Origin of the sequence: Pseudomonas tumuqii, from assembly GCF_013184545.1 — a bacterium.
Classification (GTDB): domain Bacteria; phylum Pseudomonadota; class Gammaproteobacteria; order Pseudomonadales; family Pseudomonadaceae; genus Aquipseudomonas; species Aquipseudomonas tumuqii.
The window spans coordinates 133,535-152,775 of the sequence record NZ_JAAOJA010000011.1 but is presented as its reverse complement, the minus strand read 5'-3'; the positions used below and the strand labels follow the sequence as shown (position 1 = coordinate 152,775).

Sequence of the window (19,241 nt, the reverse complement as noted above, 5' to 3'; positions counted from 1 at the left end):
ACCCTTCTAGCGGGCCAATACAAACGTTTGTTTGAATATTCTGTAGTCCTGCTAGAATCCTACTACATCGTGGATGACTGGCCGATTCATTGTATTGACCGGGCCAGGTCGTACGGTCAAGATACGGGCGGTTTTGCGTTCGCCGTCTGGGCTGAAGGTCGGTTCCGGCCGATTTGCATCACCCGCCATGTTCGCTTCTGGCGACATTCCTATTCACCGGAGAGTAACGAGGAATCCATGAAGGTTCTTGTAGCTGTCAAACGAGTGGTCGACTACAACGTCAAGGTCCGCGTCAAAGCGGACAACAGCGGCGTTGATCTTGCCAACGTCAAGATGTCGATGAATCCCTTCTGCGAAATTGCCGTGGAAGAAGCGGTACGCCTGAAAGAAAAAGGCGTGGCCAGCGAAATCGTCGTGGTGTCGATCGGTCCGACTGCTGCTCAAGAGCAGCTGCGTACCGCCCTGGCCCTGGGCGCCGATCGCGCCATTCTGGTCGAATCCAGCGATGAGCTGAATTCCCTGGCCGTGGCCAAGCTGCTCAAGGCGGTGGTCGACAAGGAGCAGCCGCAGCTGGTGATCCTCGGCAAACAGGCGATCGACAGCGACAATAACCAGACCGGCCAGATGCTCGCCGCGCTGAGCGGTTACGCCCAAGGCACCTTCGCCTCCAAGGTGGAAGTGGCTGGCGACAAGGTCAACGTGACTCGCGAAGTCGATGGCGGCTTGCAGACCGTGGCACTGAACCTGCCGGCGATCGTGACCACCGACCTGCGCCTCAACGAGCCGCGCTACGCGTCGCTGCCGAACATCATGAAGGCCAAGAAAAAGCCGCTGGAAACCGTTACCCCGGGCGACCTGGGCGTTTCCACCGCTTCCACCGTGAAAACCCTGAAAGTCGAAGCGCCTGCTGCCCGCAGCGCTGGTATCAAGGTCAAGTCGGTGGCTGAACTGGTCGAGAAACTGAAGAACGAGGCGAAGGTAATCTAAATGACTATCCTGGTTATCGCTGAACACACCAATGCCGCTCTGGCTCCCGCCACTCTGAACACCGTTGCTGCTGCCGCGAAAATCGGTGGTGACATCCACGTTCTGGTTGCCGGTGCCGCTTGCGGCGTAGCTGCCGAAGCCGCTGCCAAAGTTGCTGGCGTGGCCAAGGTGCTGGTGGCCGACAACGCAGCCTTCGCCCACCAGCTGCCGGAAAACGTCGCGCCGCTGGTAGCCGAACTGGGCAAGGGCTACAGCCACATCCTGGCTGCTGCCACCAGCAACGGTAAGAATATCCTGCCGCGCGTAGCCGCTGCACTGGACGTCGATCAGATCTCCGAAATCATCGCCGTGGAAAGCGCCGATACCTTCAAGCGACCGATCTATGCCGGTAACGCCATCGCTACCGTGCAGTCTTCCGCTGCCGTGAAGGTGATCACTGTGCGTGCCACCGGGTTCGACCCGGTCGCAGCCGAGGGTGGCAGCGCTGTCGTTGAGGCCGTGGCTATTGGCGGCGACGCCGGCAAGTCGGCGTTCGTCGGTGAAGAGCTGGCCAAGTCCGATCGTCCGGAGCTGACCGCTGCCAAGATCGTCGTTTCCGGCGGCCGCGGCATGCAGAACGGCGACAACTTCAAGCACCTCTACGCCCTGGCTGACAAGCTCGGCGCGGCAGTCGGTGCCTCGCGCGCCGCGGTCGACGCCGGTTTCGTGCCCAACGACATGCAGGTCGGTCAGACTGGCAAGATTGTCGCGCCGCAGCTGTACATCGCCGTCGGTATCTCCGGCGCGATCCAGCACCTGGCCGGCATGAAGGACTCCAAGGTGATCGTTGCGATCAACAAGGACGAAGAAGCGCCGATCTTCCAGGTGGCCGATTACGGCCTGGTGGCGGATCTGTTCGACGCTATCCCGGAGTTCGAGAAACTGGTGTAAACCGGCTTCCCTTGCCCCATGAAAAACCCGCCTTGAGCGGGTTTTTTCTTGTGTACGATTTGGCTTTATTCACGCTCTGCTGCGAGGGTGTGCAGAAACGCCTGGTAGTGCTCGGCAGTTTCCTTGGGCCGTTCGAGCATGGGCGCGTGCCCGCAGTCTTGCATGATCACCACGCTGGGGCGCTGTAGGAGTGGCTGCATGACCTCGATGCTGGAAACATGCAGAACCCTGTCCTGGGCGCCCCATAACAGTAGAGTCGGCGCCTGGATCTTCGGCAGTACCGGTTCGAGCGGAATATAACGACTGACCAGTTGGGCGAAGACCCGCTCGTTATGCGTACTGTTGGCGACGCTTCTTTCCGCCAGCGCCTGCTTCAGGCGCTCGGGCATGCTCGGCACTTCGACGAAGATGAACTCCAGCAGCTGCTCGAACTGTTGCGGTGTTTTCACGATCAGCGGATTGGGTTCGCCGCGTTCGAGGCGCTCGATCAACTCGCTTTTCTGTGGCGAGTCGACGCCAGCATTGCCGAGCAACGCCACTGACAGGATTTGTTCGGGATAGCGTGCGGCATACAGGGCACTGATATGGCCGCCCATCGAGCTGCCGATCAGGTGCAGTTTTTTGATCTGCAAGGCTTGAGTGAAAGCGGCGAGGCGCTCGACTTGGGTGCCGACATCGTAACTGGCGTAGGGCTTGCTGCTGTCGCCAAAGCCGGGCAGGTCCAGGGCGATCACCTGGTAGCCCTCGGTGAAGTAGCGGGCAAAGCGCAGCCAGTTGTCCTTGCTGGCACCGAAGCCGTGGATCATCAGAATGGTTTCGCCGACGCTCGGGCCGCCCTGGTAGTAATGAATGCTAAGATCGCCGACTGTCACCCGCTTGGTGCTGAGATCCGCCTGCTGCAGTGCGACCAGTTGCGTCGTAGCCAGCAGTGCGGCGGGGCAGAGGTAGAGCGTCGCGGCGGCGCCGCCGAGCAACAGTATCAAGCCGAGAATCAGTTTTTTCATGGCGCGCCCTTATCGCGAATTATTATTGAGCCGGTTGTACGCTAACATGCAGCCAGCATCCACCAGTGTTCGCGTGCCCTGAAAGTCCATCAAAAGTTCAGCCGAGAAGTCGCCATGCTCGAACGTGGGTTGTTGAAATCCGTAATGCTTTTGCTCGGCGTGGCGCTGTTGCCAGGGTTGAGTGCTGCCGCCGGCAAGTGTGAGCGCCTGGTCGCCACCGGCAATCCGGAGTATCCGCCTTATTTGTGGCGTGACCCGCAGAATCCGCAGCAGTTGATCGGTGCCAATGCCGACTTGCTCAAGCATTTGGCCAAAGAGTTGGATCTGGTGATCGATGTGATCTATACCGGGCCCTGGTCTCGCGCCCAAGACGAGGTGCGCACGGGGCGGGTCGATTTGATCGCCGGTGCTTTTCTGACCTTGCCGCGTCTGGAAACCATGGATTATGTGCACCCGGCGTTTTTCTTCACCCCAAGCGTGGTCTGGGTGCGTAAAGGCGCGGAGTTTCCCTACGCCAGTTGGGCCGACCTGCAGGGCCGCACTGGTGGCACGTTGGTGAATAACAGCTTCGGTCAGCAGTTCGATACCTATGCCAAGGCCAACCTGACCTTGGAGGGTGTGTCCAGCCTGGCTCAGGCCTTTCAAAAGCTGTTGCTGGGGCGTACCGATTATGTCCTCTACGAGCGTTTTCCCGGTCTGGCTCTGGCCGAAACGCTGAGCATGGAAGATAACCTGCTGGTGCTGGATCCGCCTATTTCCAGCGAGGGTCTGTACCTGACCCTGTCGCACAACTCGGCATGCAACGATCCCTGGCTGCGCGGACAACTGGCGAAAAAGATGACAGAATCGATCGCTGCCGGCCTGCCGGAAACCTTGCTGCAGGACAACCTATTGCGCTGGAAAGAGCAGCAGTTGCAACCCGCAAGCGTCCCGAATCCGTAGGAAGTTTTTTGTGATTAATCGATTTTCATGCGCCGCAATGGTGGTGCTGAGTTTGACCGGTTGCGCCAGCGATCCGGCACCGACCGAGCAATTGCGCCTTACCGAGCAAGCCTTGGCGCAAGCCAAGGCTGTTGGTGCCGATGAGCAGGTAGCTGAACTGGCAATGGCCGAAGCCAAATTGCTGCAGGCTCAATCTGCCATGCAACGTGATGCCTTCAAGGAGGCGCGGGTGCTTGCCGAGCAGGCCGAACTGGATGCCCGTCTGGCGGAAGCTCGGGTGTTGACGCAGAAAAGTCAGGACCAGCTGAACGAACTGAATAACCGGATCAATCGCCTGCGCAAGCAGTTGGGGGAGCTGTGATGAATGCTCGGATCCCGCTGCTGGGAGGCGTTCTGTCGGCGTTGCTGCTGAGTGGTTGCGCGGGTTCGCAGCAGCAGAGCAGCAATGAGGCACTCGAGGCGGCCCGCAGCAGCTTTCAGGCGGTAAAGGAAAACTCCGATGTGCTGCGCAGCGCACCGAAAGATGTGATCCGTGCGGGTGAGTCCCTGGCCCGTGCAGACCGCTTGTCGAGCTATTGGGGCAGTACGGATGACGTTAGCCATTACGCCTACCTCAGTCAGCGTTACAGCGAAATCGCCGGGCAAAACAGTGCCTTGAACCTGAATCAGGAGCGGGCGGCCAAGCTCGAGTTGGAGCGCCAGCGCCTGCAGCTGGCCCTGCGTGAGGCCAAGTTGCTCAGTGTGCAGGAGCAGAGTAACTGGCTGGAAGAGCAGATGGTCAGCCTGGCAACCAGCGAAACCGAACGTGGCTTGGTGATGACCCTGGGCGATGTGCTGTTCGATGCAGGACAGGCCAATCTGAAAGCGTCGGCAAATCGTACGGTGCTGAAGCTGGTGCAGTTCCTGCAACTGAATCCGCGCCGGGTGGTACGCATCGAGGGCTATACCGACAGTCGTGGCGACAAGCTGGAAAACCTCGAACTGTCCCGCGCACGGGCGCAAACCGTCGCCGACGTCTTGATCGACCTGGGCATCGATAGCAAGCGTATCGAAGTACAGGGCCATGGCGAGAGCTTCCCGGTCGCAGAGAATGCTTCGGCCATGGGGCGGGCACAGAACCGCCGGGTCGAGATCGTGTTCTCCGACGAGCAGGGGCGTCTGGGCCTGGCACGCTGAACCGTGCCTCGGCATGCGCAAGTCCTGCCTGCCGTGCACCTACCGAGTTTGTCAAAGCCGGGGCCGGAGCATCGTCAACGATCTTCCCGGATTGCATCCGGGCTACGCTGATCCAGGCGCCTCCCTCTGCCCGGGTGCACCGGTTTTTTTCTGCCCGCGATTTATCGCCGCCCCTAGCCAGGATCGCAGCGGCCTGGAGGAGGCGAGCAATTCAACAAACAGTTGGCTTGTTATTGAATTGTTCCACTGCAGTCGCTGGCGGATCGCCGCTGTGTCGTCCACAATTTATGGAACTGTACCGGTGCACTTTCGGTTCGTCGGGTTACTGTAACGGTTCAATAAAGCGGGAAGGCGGCCATGACCAGTCTGTTGCTCTATCAGCGTATCGCCCAGCAATTGGCGGAAGACATCCGTCGCGGCGTCTATCAGCCGGGAGAGCGGGTACCGTCGGTGCGCAAGATGAGTTCGCAGCTCAGCGTCAGTCATGCCACGGTGTTGCAGGCCTACGCCAACCTGGAGGACCAGGGCCTGATTCGCGCGCGTCCGCAATCCGGTTTCTATGTGCACCAGACCCCGGCCCTGACCGCGCCGACCCCGGATATCGCCCGGGTCGAGCGTCCCAGCCTGGTGACGCGCAGCAGCATCATCAATCAGATCCTCACCGAGTCGCGCCGTGAAGGGGTATTCCCTCTCGGCGCGGCGGTGCCGCATGTCGACTACCTGCCGGTGCGCGCCTTGCATCAGCAGTTGGCCAAGGTCACCCGGTTTCAGAGTCCGCGCGCCTTCAGCTATATGTTCAGCCCGGGTTTCGAGCCGCTGCGTCGCCAAGTGGCGATCCGCATGCGCGATGCCGGCGTGGTGGTCGACCCATCGGAAGTGGTGATTACCCATGGTTGCGTCGATGCGCTGCAGATGTCGCTGCGGGTGCTGACCAAACCGGGGGATTTGATCGCCACCGAGTCGCCGACCTATTACGGCCTGCTGCAATTGGCCGATCTGCTGGGTTTGAAAGTCATCGAGATTCCCAGCGATCCAAGTACGGGGATCAGCCTCGAGGCGTTGCAACTGGCGGCCAGTCAGTGGCCGATCAAGGCGCTGGTCTTGACCGCACGCCTGAGCAATCCGCTTGGCGGCAGCATCCCCGAGCCGCGACAGAAGCAGTTGCTGCGCCTGGCCGGAGATTTCGATATCCAGATCGTCGAGGACGACATATACGGCGAACTGATGTTCGAGCAAGGCCCGATCAAGGCACTCAAGTCGCATGACCGTGAGGGGCGGGTGGTGTATTGCTCGAGCTTCTCCAAGACCCTGTCGCCCGGGGTGCGCATCGGCTGGATCATCGCCGGCAAATACCAGGAGGAGATCCAGCGTCTGCAGACCTTCAGCACCCATTCGGCCTGTAGCGTCACGCAGATGGCCGTGGCGGCCTACCTGGAGAACGGCGGTTACGACCGCCATCTGCGCTATATCCGCCAGGAATACCGCAAGAACCTCAGCGCCTTCCAGCTGGCGGTGCAGCAGTACTTCCCCGAAGGCACGCAGATGACCCGGCCCAATGGCGGCTTCATCCTCTGGGTCAGCCTGCCGGTGCGGGTCAACACCAAGGACTTGCACGTGCGCGCCTTGCAGCAGGGCATCAGCATCGCGCCGGGGCTGATCTTCAGCAACACCGAGCAGTTCAATCACTGCATCCGCCTCAATTGCGGCATCCCCTGGAGCCGCGAGGCCGAGCGGGCCTTGATGACCCTGGGCATGCTGGCCAGCCAGTTGTGCCAGGAGGCAACGGCAAGTAGCTGAATGTCCTCGCGGTTAACCCGAATCGGTAAGGCATTGCGTCTACCAGGGCGAAGAGCTTTTTCGCCCCAAGGAGATGCGTCATGTCGAGGATTCGTGCGTTATATCCACAACCGTTGCTGCAGGGTTTTGCCGGAAGCCTGCTGCTGACCCTGGTCGCCTGCAATGCCGCTCAACCGGAGCCGCCGCAGAGTCATGTTGCCGATCAGCAGGAGCTGGTCGCGGCAGTTGAGCTATCCCAGATGCCGCCGCGGGCGAAAAAAACCGAGTTGCAGCGTGATGCCGCCATCGCTGCGCTGCCGGCGGCGGGTCAGCCTGGCGCACCTATGGCGGATCATCTGCCGTCGGCGTACCGTGAGCAATACCGCGAGCAGTACCAGAAACTGGCCGACAACCCGGTGCATGCCGTGGCCGAATCACCAGTGTCGACCTTCAGTATCGATATCGATACCGGCAGCTATGCCAACGTCCGCCGCTTCCTCAACCAGGGCCAGTTGCCGCCGGCCGAGGCGGTGCGCCTGGAGGAGCTGGTCAATTATTTCCCCTATGCCTACCCGCTGCCGACCGGCGCCACGCCCTTTGGCGTCGGCACCGAACTGGCGGTGACGCCGTGGAACCCGCAGAGCCGTTTGCTGCGTATCGCGATCAAGGCCTCGGATATGCAGGTTGCGCAGCTGCCGCCGGCCAATCTGGTGTTTCTGGTGGATGTCTCCGGCTCGATGGACAGGCGCGAAGGCTTGCCGATGGTGCAGAGCACCTTGAAATTGCTGGTCGAGCAATTGCGTGCCGAGGATAAGGTTTCCCTGGTGGTCTATGCCGGTTCATCCAGCGTGGTGCTGGAGCCGACCGCGGGCAGCGACAAGGTCAAGATCCGCGCGGCCATCGATCAGCTCCGCGCCGGTGGTTCGACCGCTGGCGAGTCGGGTATCCAGTTGGCTTATCAGCAGGCCCAGCAGGGTTTTATCAAGAACGGCATCAACCGCATCCTGCTGGCCACCGATGGCGACTTCAACGTCGGTATCAGCGACTTCGAAACGCTCAAGCAACTGGCGGCCGACAAGCGCAAGACCGGGATTTCCCTGACCACCCTGGGCTTCGGCACCGATAACTACAACGAGCGGTTGATGGAGCAGTTGGCCGATGCCGGCGATGGCAATTACGCTTATATCGACAACCTGCGCGAGGCGCGCAAGGTGCTGGTCGATCAGCTCGGCTCGACCCTGGCGACGGTGGCCAAGGACGTGAAGATCCAGGTCGAGTTCAACCCGGCGCAGGTCAGCGAGTACCGCCTGCTCGGCTATGAAAACCGGGCGTTGAAGCGTGAGGACTTCAGTAACGACAAGGTCGATGCCGGGGAAATAGGAGCGGGTCATACCGTCACTGCGCTCTATGAAATAGTTCCGGCTGGCAATAAGGGCTGGCTGGAGCCGCTGCGCTACCAGCAGGCAGAAAAAACCGCCGGCAAGCAGGGCGAGCTGGCACTGCTGCGCATCCGCTACAAGGCGCCGCAGCAGAGCAGCAGTAAGTTGCTGGAAATCCCCATTGAGGTGCAGCGCAACACTCCGGCGATTGCTCAGGCCAGCGAGGATCTGCGCTTCGCCGCCGCTGTTGCCGCCTTTGCCCAGCAGCTGAAAGGCGCGCGCTACACCGGCGATTTCGACCTGGCCGACAGCGCCGACTTGGCCCGCAGCGGCAAGGGCGAGGATCGCTTCGGCCTGCGCGGCGAGTTCGTGCAACTGGTCGAACTGGCGCAAAGCCTGCAAACTCCGTCTTCACTTCCCGCACCCAGCGCTGCCAAGGTCGATTGAGCGTGACTGCCCATCCTGCTGCTCCACTGCCCGACGAAGAGGACGCCGCCTTGTTGCGGCGTTATCGCCTGGGCGACGCCGAGGCCTTTGCGCTGCTCTATCAACGCCATCGCCTCGGCCTGTTCCGTTTTCTCTGTAGTCTGTGCGGCGACCCGACGCTGGCCGAGGAGGTGTTCCAGGACACTTGGATGAGCCTGATCCGCAGCCAGTCGCTGCAGCGCGAGGCGGTGCTGTTCAAGACCTGGCTGTACCAGATCGCGCGCAATCGCCTGATCGATCACTGGCGCAAAACGGGCCGCCAGCAGGGCAGGCATGAGGCGTTCGACGAGCAGCTGCATGACCGGCCATGCAGCGAGACCAACCCTGAGCAGCAGCTCAGTTTGAGTCGCGACCAGGAGCGCCTGCAGGCCGCGCTGGCCGATCTGCCGCCGGAACAACGCGAAGTATTCCTGCTGCGCGCCCACGGCGATCTGGAGTTGCACGAGATCGCCGAGTTGACCCGCACGCCAGCGGAAACGGTGAAAAGCCGTTTACGCTATGCGTTGCAGAAATTACGTCGGCTGCTGGCTGACCCGGCCGCCGAGGAGCTATCTGCATGAACCGCGATCAACACGAGCCGCATGAGCAGGCGTTGCTCGATCACTTCCGTGCCCATAGCCAGGCCGAGCCTTCCGCTGAGCTGGACGCACGCATCCTCGCTGCTGCTCGCGCCGCGCAGGTGTCGAGCGCGTCCAACTGGAGTCAGCGCCTGCACGCCTGGCTGTTCGGCCCAGGCGGTCGCCAGCGCTGGTCGCTGGCAGTGGCCGGGCTGGCTTGCATCGGCATAGGCGTCAGCCTGACCTGGCGCTCCCTGCAGCAAGCCCCTGATAGCTATGACGCCCCCATGCCGCGCGCGGTGATGGCGCCGGCGCCAACCGCCCCCATGGTCGAAGCCGAGGCGCCGCAAGGCCTGCTGCGCGAACAGGCGCCGGCGCTGCGGAGTTATTCATCGGCGCGGCAAAAGGTTGAGAAGAGTGCGTCGGCACCGGGCGTGGCGGAGGATGCGGGCAAGCAGGCAGCTGATGAGGCCAGCGCTTTGCTACCGGCGCCGAGTGCCGAGTTACCCATGACTGCTGTGGAATCGGCACCACTGGCTGGCATGGCGGCGAAGCTGGATACGGAAAAAGCGCTGATGCATCTGCTCGAATTGCGCCGCGCAGGTAAAGTCGAGGAGGCAAAGCGTCTGCAGCAGCGGCTGCAACTGGATTACCCGCAGCTGGATATCGAGGCGCAGCTCGAACGACTCGAGAAAAAACACTAGCAGGCTGTCGATATGAAGGTGGAGTGCATTGGCCGGCAGGCTACGAGCTTGTGAAAAACTCTCACCCGCTGCGGCGCTCGATATTTTCCCACCCTTTGAGTAAATCCTGTGTAAGCACTACAGGGTGGGCTTGCTAGAAGTTGGGGGAGAGGAGAGCATGATGCTTCCTCTTTACTGCGACTATGCGTGTTGATGATCAGCTTCCGGTTTTTGCTTTTACTTCTGGCTCTGCTATCGCTGAGTGCGTGCGACAACGAAAAGACTACTACCGCCGTGCCGCGCGAGCCCGCCAAATCAGTGGTATCCGTCATGCCAGCGCCGCCGGCAGATATAGCGCCCACACCCGCGCCCAAGCCGGCGATCAAGGCGGCAAGCGAGCCTGCTCGACCTGCCGTCGTTGTGAAAAAACCGGTGGTTAAAGACGCTGTTGTTGCCCCTCCGCTCAAGGCGAACCTCGACTTGAGCCTGCCGCCGGATTTGTTTGAGGAATTGCAGTCGCTCGTCGTCTCTGATGAACCGCCGTCACCGGCCTTGCTGCCGCCGCTGTTCCGGGCCGAGCAGGCAGCAGAAAGCCCCTTTCAGCTCAATGGCAAGCTGATCACCAATGAGCGGAGTGATGACTACTGGGATTCGCTGGAAGGAGCCGAACTACAGTTCGAGTTCAAGCGATAGTCAGAGGGGAGTGGCAGCTGTGCTGCGCTCCTAAGCCTGCTCGAATTGTATCGCTCTGGCTAAGGTGCAAACGCAGTAAGCGAATGGGTAGCTCCAGTCGCGTCGATGAGTTGTCACCTGCGCAATTCGACCGTATCCCGGGGTTCCAGCTAGGGTTACAAAAATGCCGCTCACTTGGTTCAAGTGAGCGGCATTTTGCTGTGCGAGGCTGGGCTGGCTATTTCAGTCGATGTGATAATTGAGCACGCTGTTCTGTTCTTTCAGCGCCTTGCGCATCTCTGCGGGAATATTGCCGGAGCGAACGGCGAGTTCCAGGCGAATGTCTTCAAGGCTCTGTGCAAAAGCTTGCGCATCGTCACGCTGGGCGGAGCTGAGGACCCGGCTGTAGGCGGTGACGTCGGCGTCGTCGAGCAGGGAGAGGACAACGCCGCCGTCTGGGCGACGCGGGCTGAAAGTGACGCGTAAAGGAGCAAACAACTGTTCGACGAACTGGCGATTGATGCTATCCATGACCGTTCTCCATCCTGAGGCTAATCACTTATGACACCAATGGTGTTGTGTAGTTCGGTCAGGCCAGTAGCGACTGTCGGGCGCGCTCGATTACCTGCGGCAGGGACTCGCTGCTGTACTGCTCGGGATACAGGCGCTGGGTATGCTGGGCAATACCGGCCTGATTGACGATAGTGAAGCTGAAGTTACCCTTGCGGCTGGCAAGAATGCGGCAATCGAATGGCGCAAAGGCGTTGGATAGGGTGCGAATGGCATCCTGAATTTGGTGTTGAGTATTCATTTTTTGGGTGTTTCCTAAAACAACGGGCGCGTCATTGCGCTAAATAAAGCTCCAAGCTTTCGACTTCTGGTCGAAGGAATGAGTCTGATCGGAGCGGGACTGCGCGCATAAGTTCAGTGTTGACTAGTGCTTATGCGGGTCGGTACTTCGGAGGCAGGCTGAGTCAGTGCTTGCGCAAGACGGCCTGATCAGTCAGCAGGTTGGGTCTGGTAAGGAACTGTGCGGCATAGCCTGATGGGGCGTATGCGTTCTTTACCTGGAGTCCATCGAGGGGGCCGGAAGGCCTGAATGACTTACAGCGTGGTACTAACGGGCCGGATGATAACTGTTTGATTAAGTTTTAGCCAGCTGAATCTGCGCTGGGCACGGATAATACCCAGCAGGAGCCAATTGGCTGTGGTCCGGCATTCCGGCGATCCGCCAGCAGTCGCCAACGATCGCCAGTCCGCTAGCGCCTGCAATATACGGGCTGAGTCGATGCAATGATTATTGCGCTGGCAGCGCCGAGCCGAGCATCGGATGCAATTTAGCCCATGCTCCGTTAGGATTAGCCCACTTTTGCTTTCATCTCGCGACGGTTTTAGATGAGTTATCAGGTTCTTGCACGAAAGTGGCGTCCGCGCACGTTTCGCGAAATGGTCGGCCAGGCCCATGTGCTCAAGGCGCTGATCAACGCCCTCGACAGTCAACGCCTGCATCACGCCTACCTGTTTACAGGTACCCGTGGGGTTGGCAAGACCACAATTGCGCGCATTATCGCCAAGTGCCTGAACTGCGAAACCGGGATCAGTTCGACACCTTGCGGTGTCTGCTCTATCTGCAAGGAGATCGACGAGGGGCGCTTCGTCGACCTGATCGAGGTCGATGCTGCCAGCCGCACCAAGGTCGAAGACACGCGCGAACTGCTGGATAACGTGCAGTATTCGCCGAGCCGCGGGCGCTTCAAGGTCTACCTGATCGACGAAGTGCACATGCTCTCTTCGCACTCGTTCAACGCCTTGCTCAAGACCCTGGAAGAGCCGCCGCCGCACGTCAAATTCTTGCTGGCAACCACCGATCCGCAGAAGCTGCCGATGACCATTCTGTCGCGCTGCTTGCAGTTCTCTCTGAAGAACATGCCGCCGGAGCGGGTGGTGGAGCACCTGACCCATGTGCTGGGGGCGGAAAATATTCCGTTTGAAGAGGATGCGCTCTGGCTGCTTGGACGTGCGGCCGATGGTTCGATGCGCGATGCGATGAGCCTGACCGACCAGGCGATTGCCTTCGGTGAAGGCAAGGTGCTGGCGACAGACGTGCGTGCGATGCTCGGCACCCTCGACCACGGTCAGGTGTATGGCGTGCTGCACGCATTGCTCGAGGGCGATGCGCGCGGCCTGATCGATGCCGTACGCCATTTGGCCGAGCAGGGGCCTGACTGGAATGGGGTGCTGGCGGAGATTCTCAATGTCCTGCACCGTGTGGCCATCGCCCAGGCGCTGCCGGATGCGGTCGACAACGGCCAGGGCGACCGTGATCGGGTGCTGGCATTGGCCGAAGTGTTGCCTGCCGAAGACGTGCAGTTCTATTACCAGATGGGTTTGATCGGTCGGCGCGACCTGCCGTTGGCGCCGGATCCGCGCAGCGGCTTCGAGATGGTGCTGTTGCGCATGTTGGCGTTTCGGCCCGCCGATAGCGGCGATGGGCCGAGGGTGGTGCTAAAGCCGCTAGGGATTAGCCAGGCCACAGCTGATCCCCGTCCCAACCCAGTGGCCGGCACGGCTATGGCTGTGTCGGCGGTGACCGCTGCCGTTGTCGAGGCTGAAGCCGAGTCTGGGGTGGTGACGGCTGTTGTGCCAGAACCGCCGCTTGCGCCGGTCGAATTTCAGGCACCGGCGCTGGTCGAGCCTGTGCCTGCGGTTGCAGCGCCCCCGGTTGTCGCCGCGCCGCCGACTGCCGCGCCGCCGGCGGCGGTTATTGCAGTGACAAATTTGCCCTGGGAAGAGCAGGCCGCTCCAGTTGAGGGCTGTACGCCGCTGGCTGAGTCGCTATCGGTGCCGCCGCAAGCCGAGGCGTTGGCCGTACAGCCCGCCAGCATTGCGCCGCCGGTCGAGGCCGGTAGCGACAGCGATGATGAACCGCCGTTGGGCGATTATGATTATGTGGAGATGGATGCGCAGTCGTTCGACTACGATTTCGATGCGGTTGATTCCGTTGCGCCCGTCGAGCCGGAACTGCAGCTTGCTGCGAAGCCGGCGACCGGCCTGGCTGCCGACTGGTTGGAGCTGTTTCCCAAGCTTGGTCTGTCTGGCATGACCGGCAGTATCGGCGCCAACTGCACGCTGATGGCGGTCGAGGGTGATAGCTGGTTGTTGCATCTCGATCCTGGGCACAGTGCGTTGTTCAATGCGACCCAGCAGCGTCGTTTGAATGATGCCCTGAATCAGTATCATGGACGCGAATTGCACCTGCAGATCGAGTTGTGTACGCCCGAGCAGGAAACCCCGGCGCAGGCAGCGGCACGCAAGCGTGCCAATCGTCAGCGCGAAGCAGAAGAGTCGATCCACGGCGATCCGCTGGTGCAGCAAATGATTCAGCAGTTCGCCGCGGTTATCCGCGCGGACAGCATCGAACCCATAGATACTCAAGTTAACTCCCTGATTACCGAGGACTAGCACCATGATGAAAGGTGGCATGGCCGGCCTGATGAAGCAGGCCCAGCAGATGCAGGAAAAAATGCAGAAAATGCAGGAAGAGCTGGCGAACGCCGAAGTGACCGGTCAATCCGGTGCCGGCCTGGTTAGCGTGGTGATGACCGGTCGGCATGACGTCAAGCGCGTCAGTCTGGACGATAGCCTGATGCAGGAAGACAAGGAAATCCTCGAGGACCTGATCGCGGCAGCGGTGAACGATGCGGTGCGCAAGGTCGAGCAGAACAGTCAGGACAAGATGTCTGGCATGACCGCAGGTATGCAGCTGCCCCCCGGCTTCAAAATGCCGTTCTAATCCGGGCGTCCAGCCAGCGCACATGACTGCGTTGCAAGCAGACACGGGCATCCTCATTTACAGCCAGTAAACTCCGGTGCCCGCGCCTGCTTGCGCCTTGTCCTGCACACCGTCTGACCACCCCTGGCAGCGGCGTTGATCCCCAGGTCAAAAGCTTGCTAACACTCCTGTAGCCAACGAGTACTCCCATGAGCTTCAGTCCGCTGATTCGCCAATTGATCGATTCCTTGCGCATCCTGCCGGGGGTGGGGCAGAAGACCGCCCAGCGCATGGCGTTGCAGATGCTCGAGCGTGATCGCGGTGGCGCAATGCGCCTGGCGCAGGCGCTGACTCAGGCGATGGAGGGCGTTGGTCACTGCAAGCAGTGCCGCAGCCTCAGCGAGGATGAGATCTGCCAGCTGTGCCTCGATCCGCGTCGCGATGACAGCCTGTTGTGCGTGGTGGAAGGGCCGATGGATGTCTACGCGGTGGAGCAGACTGGTTTTCGCGGGCGCTACTTCGTGCTCAAGGGTCATCTTTCTCCACTCGACGGCTTGGGGCCAGAGGCCATCGGCATTCCTGATCTGCTGGTGCGTATTGCCCAGGGCAGTTTTGCCGAGGTCATCCTGGCTACGAACCCGACCGTGGAAGGTGAGGCGACGGCGCATTACATTGCCCAGTTGCTGGCTAACAAGGGGTTGATCGCTTCGCGTATCGCCCACGGCATGCCGCTCGGCGGTGAGTTGGAGCTTGTCGACGGTGGAACCTTGGCGCATTCGATTGCCGGGCGGCGACCGATTCAGTTGTAAGGGCATCGCTACGGTCGGCCTGCTCCAGTTCAGCGGTCGGGTAGCGATCCGCTTCAGCCGCGAACGCTTTGATGCACTACAACAGCTTCGTGACTGAAGCCGCTCCTATGAAGTATTTGCCCCTTGTGCGCCCTTCAGGTCCAGCCTGTCGAGTCGATCACTGCGTCGTCTCGGGTGTGGCGTTATCACCTCCGTAGATGGCGCAATCCTCGCCTTGTAAACCAAGCAAGCGCTCGGTATGGTCGCGTAAACCTCTGCGGGAGCTGCCCCATGTCCGTCTTTCAGGATTACTTCGATGCCTCCCAGCAACTGGTGCGCGACTCTGTGCGGCGATTTGTCGAGCGGGAAATCCTGCCACATATCGATGAATGGGAGGAGGCTGAAGAGTTTCCGCGTGAGCTGTATCTGAAGGCCGGCGCCGCCGGGATTCTTGGTATCGGCTACCCGGAGCAGTTCGGCGGCAGTCATGAGGGTGACATCTTCGCCAAGGTCGCCGCCAGTGAAGAGTTGATGCGCTCGGGCTCCGGCGGCCTGGTCGCTGGCCTCGGTTCCCTGGATATCGGTTTGCCGCCGGTGGTCAAGTGGGCCGCGCCGGCGCTGCGCGAACGCATAGTGCCGCAGGTGCTGGCGGGCGAGAAGATCATGGCTCTGGCGGTCACCGAGCCCTCCGGGGGCTCCGACGTGGCGAACCTGAAGACTCGCGCGCTACGCGACGGTGATTGCTATCGGGTGACCGGCAGCAAGACCTTTATTACCAGTGGCATTCGGGCCGACTACTACACGGTGGCGGTGCGGACTGGTGGCGACGGTTTCGGCGGTGTCAGCCTGTTGCTGATCGAGAAGGGCACGCCCGGTTTCACTGTCGGTCGCAAGTTGAAGAAGATGGGCTGGTGGGCATCGGATACCGCCGAGCTGTTCTTCGACGACTGCCGGGTACCGGTGTCGAACCTGATCGGTGCCGAGAACATGGGCTTTGCCTGCATCATGGCCAACTTCCAGAGTGAGCGCTTGTCGCTGGCGATCATGGCCAATATGACGGCGCAACTGGCCTTCGATGAAGCGATGAAGTGGGCGAAGCAGCGAGAGGCGTTCGGCAAGCCAATCGGCAAGTTTCAGGTGCTCAAGCACCGCCTGGCAGAGATGGCTACGCAACTGGAGGTTTCCCGCGAGTTCACCTACCGCCAGGCTGCGAAAATGGCCGCGGGCAAGAGCGTGATCAAGGAAATTTCCATGGCGAAGAACTTCGCCACCGACATTGCCGACCGGCTGACCTACGATGCGGTGCAGATCATGGGCGGGATGGGCTATATGAGAGAAAGCCTGGTGGAGCGCCTGTACCGCGATAATCGGATTCTGTCGATTGGCGGTGGCTCGCGCGAGATCATGAACGAGATCATCAGCAAGCAGATGGGCTTATAGGGGGGGATTTGGCTCTAGAGTGACGCGAAGGCCTTGCGGCGTTGTGTGGCGGGGTGTTTCGCGTGTCGTCCTTGCTTGAGTGTCCTTTCGCGCAGGTACGTGGACGTTATCAAGGTCAGGGTAGTTACTGTTCGGCAAGCACAAAAAAACAAGCCCCGCTTGTGCGGGGCTCGTCTTGAACAGGACAGGAAGCTTAAGCTACCTGTACCTCTTCAGCTTGCATACCTTTCTGGCCACGGGCGGCCACGTAGGTAACGGTTTGGCCTTCTTTCAGGCTCTTGAAACCGTCGCTCTGGATAGCTTTGAAGTGAACGAACAGATCATCGCCGCCGTTAGTCGGGGTAATGAAGCCGAAGCCCTTCTCATCGTTGAACCATTTGACGGTGCCAGTTTCGCGGTTTGCCATGATGTATCTCTTATGAATCGATGCGGATTGCAGTACTAGAAATACCCCAGCAAGGTGATGAACGCAATGATTTTTCGGTATTGAGTGGCTTTGATTGCAAATAAATCCTCTCCGATTGTTCTGTAAAATTCCGCTTAATCCGGCGATGTTTATTATTTTTAAGACTGGTTTCCGGTTTTTTGCCTGTATATCGGCGAAGTTGTCTGTCACACGGTCGGTCGGGCGGTCTCGGGCGTAGCAGAGGTCCGAGTGGCGGTGCGCCGAAACCCAGGTGCCGCTCTTTGCTGGCTTGGCCGATGACGCGGGGGCAGTTTCTGGAGCTGTTTTCATCTCTCATTCCGGGCTCCCGGAGCAGTCAACGGTCCAGCGTTGGCAAAAGTCCGCCGATTTGTTCAAGGCTCGTCAGGCTCTCTTTCTGCTTTCAGGTGCTTGCTGTTCACTTGACTCAAGTGAGCTGCATTTTCGTAGCCGTTTTTCGCCGGGTTGCCTATCAATGCTGTCGAACTGCCCTGGATCATGATCGCTTGCGGCTGTTCGGGTATCTTTTGGGGGACACTGAACACAACTCAGGTTCTAGCATCATGCCCGCTCGGCTTCTCCAGGCAGTCGATATCGTCTAGGTGGTGCTCGCTGGCAGTCTGATCGGTCGGGTCAGGATGGAGCGTCATGTCGAAGCTGGGTGCTGCACGACAAGATCCTCGACCTGCCGCCGATGCAACTGACGCAACTGACGCAGCGGAAGCAGGTGGGCGATGTGTTCGGCCGCTTTGATTCATCTAATCTGCAAGGTGCTGACGGCCGGTGAGATAGCGACTTTTCTGCAAGCCCGCTGATGCCGGTCGCCAGCTAGCGCAATCGAGTACGCTCAAGCCATCAACCAGCAGGGGAGCGCGAGCCATTGGAATTCAAGGATTACTATCAGGTTCTCGGCCTGGATAAGAGCGCCAGCGAGGATGAAATCAAGAAGTCCTACCGCAAGCTGGCGCGTAAATATCATCCGGATGTGAGCAAGGAAGCGGATGCCGAGCTGCACATGAAGGAAGTCAACGAGGCCTACGCGGTACTGGGTGACCTGGAAAAACGTGCGGCCTACGATCAGCTCGGCGGTCGTTATCGGGATGGCCAGGAGTTCCAGCCGCCTCCGAATTGGGACGCCGGCTTCGAGTTTTCCGGTGCTGACTTCTCCGGCGCCGACATGGGCGACTTCAGCGATTTTTTCGCCAACCTGTTCGGTCGAGCCGCTGCCGGTCAGGCAGGTCGCGGCGGGCATGCCGGGCCGCGGCCAAGGCGCGGTGAGGATCATCACGCCAAGATCGTCATCGACCTGCGCGATGCCTATCAGGGCGCGCCACGCACCATCACCCTGCGTGGCGCACGGGCCGATGCCCAGGGCCGCGTGAGCATGCAGGAACATAACCTCACCGTGCAGATCCCCAAGGGCATCAAGGAAGGGCAGCACATCCGCCTGGCCGGCCAGGGCAGCCCGGGTATCGGTGGCAGCGCGGCGGGGGATTTGTTCTTGGAAGTGCACTTCAAACAGGATCCGCACTATCGCGTGGATGGCCGTGATGTCTACGAGACCCTGCCGGTCACGCCGTGGGAAGCGGCGTTGGGCGCCAGCATCGAGGCGCCCACCCCATCAGGCAAGGTGCAGGTGAAAATACCTGCCAATTCGCAAGCTGGCCGCAAGTTGCGCCTCAAGGGCCGCGGCATTCCCGGCGAACCGGCGGGTGATCTGTATCTGCTGCTGGAGATCGTGCTGCCGCCTGCCGACACCGACAAGGCGCGTCAGCTGTATGAAATGATGGCGCGGGAGATGGCCTTCAACCCGCGCCTGGCCATGGGAGTCTGAGCCATGCCACACACTGAAATTGTCACCGGCGTCGTGCTGGATGAGGTTGCCCTCGACCTCGATGAGCTGGCCCAGGCCTGCTCGGTCGATACGCTGTGGATCGTCGAGCGGGTCGAGGCCGGGTTGCTCTGCCAGGTAGCCCAGCCGCAGCGCTTCAGTAGTGCCGAGTTGCTCCGCGCCCGGCGCATGCGGGCGATCGAGCGGGATTTCGACGCCAACCCCGAACTGGCTGCCCTGGTGGTGGATTTGATCGAGGAAGTCGGGCGCCTCAAGGGCCGGCTCAGGGCGGCGGGCATCGACGAAAAGTAGCAGTGTTTGGTGTGGGTAGGCGTGTACGCGCTGCGTCACGCAGTTCATCAAGTTGATCAGCGTGTGCCCTGTCATATCGCCG

21 protein-coding genes are annotated in these 19,241 nt (G+C 60.5%); 17 read left to right on the top strand and 4 right to left on the bottom strand.

The window, feature by feature from the left end:
- Positions 1-237: 237 nt before the first annotated feature.
- Both G9C89_RS19260 and G9C89_RS19255 read left to right on the top strand, forming a co-directional pair.
- Positions 238-987, top strand: a complete 750-nt coding sequence (locus G9C89_RS19260; RefSeq protein WP_172151115.1) for an electron transfer flavoprotein subunit beta/FixA family protein — start codon at positions 238-240, stop codon at positions 985-987.
- Positions 988-1,917, top strand: a complete 930-nt coding sequence (locus G9C89_RS19255) for an electron transfer flavoprotein subunit alpha/FixB family protein (protein ID WP_172151113.1) — start codon at positions 988-990, stop codon at positions 1,915-1,917.
- 65 nt (positions 1,918-1,982) lie between these two features.
- Here the strand turns inward: G9C89_RS19255 and G9C89_RS19250 are convergent, their stop codons facing one another.
- Positions 1,983-2,921, bottom strand: a complete 939-nt coding sequence (locus G9C89_RS19250; RefSeq protein WP_172151111.1) for an alpha/beta fold hydrolase — start codon at positions 2,919-2,921, stop codon at positions 1,983-1,985.
- Positions 2,922-3,035: 114 nt separating this feature from the next.
- Between G9C89_RS19250 and G9C89_RS19245 the strand changes: the two genes are divergently transcribed.
- The 8 genes from G9C89_RS19245 to G9C89_RS19210 all read left to right on the top strand — a co-directional run bounded on the left by G9C89_RS19245 (position 3,036) and on the right by G9C89_RS19210 (position 10,613).
- The gene (locus G9C89_RS19245; RefSeq protein WP_172151110.1) at positions 3,036-3,863 is read left to right on the top strand and encodes a substrate-binding periplasmic protein; all 828 of its coding nucleotides are present in this window, start codon (positions 3,036-3,038) and stop codon (positions 3,861-3,863) included.
- Positions 3,864-3,900: 37 nt separating this feature from the next.
- A complete protein-coding gene (locus G9C89_RS19240) occupies positions 3,901-4,224 on the top strand; it encodes a DUF4398 domain-containing protein (RefSeq protein ID WP_178115629.1) in 324 nt (107 codons plus the stop codon).
- Positions 4,224-5,039, top strand: a complete 816-nt coding sequence (locus tag G9C89_RS19235) for an OmpA family protein (RefSeq protein WP_172151106.1) — start codon at positions 4,224-4,226, stop codon at positions 5,037-5,039. The genes G9C89_RS19240 and G9C89_RS19235 overlap by 1 nt, the downstream gene beginning before the upstream one ends.
- Before the next feature lie 357 nt (positions 5,040-5,396).
- Positions 5,397-6,836 carry an aminotransferase-like domain-containing protein gene (locus tag G9C89_RS19230; protein ID WP_172151104.1) on the top strand — a complete coding sequence of 480 codons (1,440 nt, stop codon included), beginning with the start codon at positions 5,397-5,399 and terminating at the stop codon, positions 6,834-6,836.
- Between the two features lie 80 nt (positions 6,837-6,916).
- Complete coding sequence (locus G9C89_RS19225) at positions 6,917-8,641, top strand: vWA domain-containing protein (RefSeq protein ID WP_172151102.1); 1,725 nt, start codon at positions 6,917-6,919, stop codon at positions 8,639-8,641.
- 2 nt (positions 8,642-8,643) lie between these two features.
- Complete coding sequence (locus tag G9C89_RS19220; protein ID WP_172151100.1) at positions 8,644-9,240, top strand: RNA polymerase sigma factor; 597 nt, start codon at positions 8,644-8,646, stop codon at positions 9,238-9,240.
- Entirely contained in the window at positions 9,237-9,941 is a 705-nt protein-coding gene (locus G9C89_RS19215; protein WP_172151098.1) for a hypothetical protein, read from the top strand. The genes G9C89_RS19220 and G9C89_RS19215 overlap by 4 nt, the downstream gene beginning before the upstream one ends.
- Before the next feature lie 192 nt (positions 9,942-10,133).
- Entirely contained in the window at positions 10,134-10,613 is a 480-nt protein-coding gene (locus G9C89_RS19210; protein WP_178115627.1) for a hypothetical protein, read from the top strand.
- Positions 10,614-10,835: 222 nt separating this feature from the next.
- Here G9C89_RS19210 and G9C89_RS19205 read toward each other — a convergent pair whose 3' ends face one another.
- Positions 10,836-11,123, bottom strand: coding sequence for a DUF3509 domain-containing protein (locus G9C89_RS19205; protein WP_172151096.1), 288 nt, complete (start codon positions 11,121-11,123; stop codon positions 10,836-10,838).
- Between the two features lie 58 nt (positions 11,124-11,181).
- The gene (locus G9C89_RS19200; protein WP_172151094.1) at positions 11,182-11,403 is read right to left on the bottom strand and encodes a hypothetical protein; all 222 of its coding nucleotides are present in this window, start codon (positions 11,401-11,403) and stop codon (positions 11,182-11,184) included.
- Positions 11,404-11,987: 584 nt separating this feature from the next.
- Between G9C89_RS19200 and dnaX the strand changes: the two genes are divergently transcribed.
- The 4 genes from dnaX to G9C89_RS19180 all read left to right on the top strand — a co-directional run bounded on the left by dnaX (position 11,988) and on the right by G9C89_RS19180 (position 16,592).
- Positions 11,988-14,054, top strand: a complete 2,067-nt coding sequence (dnaX, locus tag G9C89_RS19195) for a DNA polymerase III subunit gamma/tau (protein WP_172151092.1) — start codon at positions 11,988-11,990, stop codon at positions 14,052-14,054.
- Positions 14,055-14,058: 4 nt separating this feature from the next.
- On the top strand, positions 14,059-14,385 hold the full coding sequence (locus G9C89_RS19190) for a YbaB/EbfC family nucleoid-associated protein (RefSeq protein WP_090385942.1): 327 nt from the start codon (positions 14,059-14,061) through the stop codon (positions 14,383-14,385).
- Between the two features lie 188 nt (positions 14,386-14,573).
- A complete protein-coding gene (gene recR, locus G9C89_RS19185) occupies positions 14,574-15,173 on the top strand; it encodes a recombination mediator RecR (RefSeq protein WP_172151090.1) in 600 nt (199 codons plus the stop codon).
- Positions 15,174-15,443: 270 nt separating this feature from the next.
- Positions 15,444-16,592, top strand: a complete 1,149-nt coding sequence (locus tag G9C89_RS19180; RefSeq protein WP_172151088.1) for an acyl-CoA dehydrogenase family protein — start codon at positions 15,444-15,446, stop codon at positions 16,590-16,592.
- Positions 16,593-16,785: 193 nt separating this feature from the next.
- Here the strand turns inward: G9C89_RS19180 and G9C89_RS19175 are convergent, their stop codons facing one another.
- Complete coding sequence (locus tag G9C89_RS19175; protein ID WP_069516724.1) at positions 16,786-16,998, bottom strand: cold-shock protein; 213 nt, start codon at positions 16,996-16,998, stop codon at positions 16,786-16,788.
- A gap of 679 nt (positions 16,999-17,677) precedes the next feature.
- Here G9C89_RS19175 and G9C89_RS25285 point away from each other — a divergent pair.
- The 3 genes from G9C89_RS25285 to G9C89_RS19165 all read left to right on the top strand — a co-directional run bounded on the left by G9C89_RS25285 (position 17,678) and on the right by G9C89_RS19165 (position 19,159).
- Positions 17,678-17,803 (top strand): hypothetical protein, encoded by a 126-nt coding sequence (locus G9C89_RS25285; protein WP_256674328.1) that lies wholly within the window; start codon positions 17,678-17,680, stop codon positions 17,801-17,803.
- Between the two features lie 93 nt (positions 17,804-17,896).
- On the top strand, positions 17,897-18,850 hold the full coding sequence (locus tag G9C89_RS19170) for a DnaJ C-terminal domain-containing protein (RefSeq protein WP_172151086.1): 954 nt from the start codon (positions 17,897-17,899) through the stop codon (positions 18,848-18,850).
- A gap of 3 nt (positions 18,851-18,853) precedes the next feature.
- Entirely contained in the window at positions 18,854-19,159 is a 306-nt protein-coding gene (locus tag G9C89_RS19165) for a chaperone modulator CbpM (protein WP_172151077.1), read from the top strand.
- Positions 19,160-19,241 lie beyond the last annotated feature (82 nt).

Excerpts from the sequence above, each read along its gene's own strand:
- G9C89_RS19210 (WP_178115627.1), top strand. The coding sequence starts at position 10,134 with ATGATCAGCTTCCGGTTTTTGCTTTTACTTCTGGCTCTGCTATCGCTG.
- G9C89_RS19175 (WP_069516724.1), bottom strand. The coding sequence starts at position 16,998 with ATGGCAAACCGCGAAACTGGCACCGTCAAATGGTTCAACGATGAGAAG.
- G9C89_RS19205 (WP_172151096.1), bottom strand. The coding sequence starts at position 11,123 with ATGGATAGCATCAATCGCCAGTTCGTCGAACAGTTGTTTGCTCCTTTA.
- G9C89_RS19245 (WP_172151110.1), top strand. The coding sequence starts at position 3,036 with ATGCTCGAACGTGGGTTGTTGAAATCCGTAATGCTTTTGCTCGGCGTG.
- G9C89_RS19190 (WP_090385942.1), top strand. The coding sequence starts at position 14,059 with ATGATGAAAGGTGGCATGGCCGGCCTGATGAAGCAGGCCCAGCAGATG.
- dnaX (WP_172151092.1), top strand. The coding sequence starts at position 11,988 with ATGAGTTATCAGGTTCTTGCACGAAAGTGGCGTCCGCGCACGTTTCGC.
- G9C89_RS19230 (WP_172151104.1), top strand. The coding sequence starts at position 5,397 with ATGACCAGTCTGTTGCTCTATCAGCGTATCGCCCAGCAATTGGCGGAA.
- G9C89_RS19180 (WP_172151088.1), top strand. The coding sequence starts at position 15,444 with ATGTCCGTCTTTCAGGATTACTTCGATGCCTCCCAGCAACTGGTGCGC.
- G9C89_RS19240 (WP_178115629.1), top strand. The coding sequence starts at position 3,901 with ATGGTGGTGCTGAGTTTGACCGGTTGCGCCAGCGATCCGGCACCGACC.
- G9C89_RS19165 (WP_172151077.1), top strand. The coding sequence starts at position 18,854 with ATGCCACACACTGAAATTGTCACCGGCGTCGTGCTGGATGAGGTTGCC.
- recR (WP_172151090.1), top strand. The coding sequence starts at position 14,574 with ATGAGCTTCAGTCCGCTGATTCGCCAATTGATCGATTCCTTGCGCATC.
- G9C89_RS19215 (WP_172151098.1), top strand. The coding sequence starts at position 9,237 with ATGAACCGCGATCAACACGAGCCGCATGAGCAGGCGTTGCTCGATCAC.
- G9C89_RS19250 (WP_172151111.1), bottom strand. The coding sequence starts at position 2,921 with ATGAAAAAACTGATTCTCGGCTTGATACTGTTGCTCGGCGGCGCCGCC.
- G9C89_RS19225 (WP_172151102.1), top strand. The coding sequence starts at position 6,917 with ATGTCGAGGATTCGTGCGTTATATCCACAACCGTTGCTGCAGGGTTTT.
- G9C89_RS19255 (WP_172151113.1), top strand. The coding sequence starts at position 988 with ATGACTATCCTGGTTATCGCTGAACACACCAATGCCGCTCTGGCTCCC.
- G9C89_RS19235 (WP_172151106.1), top strand. The coding sequence starts at position 4,224 with ATGAATGCTCGGATCCCGCTGCTGGGAGGCGTTCTGTCGGCGTTGCTG.
- G9C89_RS19260 (WP_172151115.1), top strand. The coding sequence starts at position 238 with ATGAAGGTTCTTGTAGCTGTCAAACGAGTGGTCGACTACAACGTCAAG.
- G9C89_RS19200 (WP_172151094.1), bottom strand. The coding sequence starts at position 11,403 with ATGAATACTCAACACCAAATTCAGGATGCCATTCGCACCCTATCCAAC.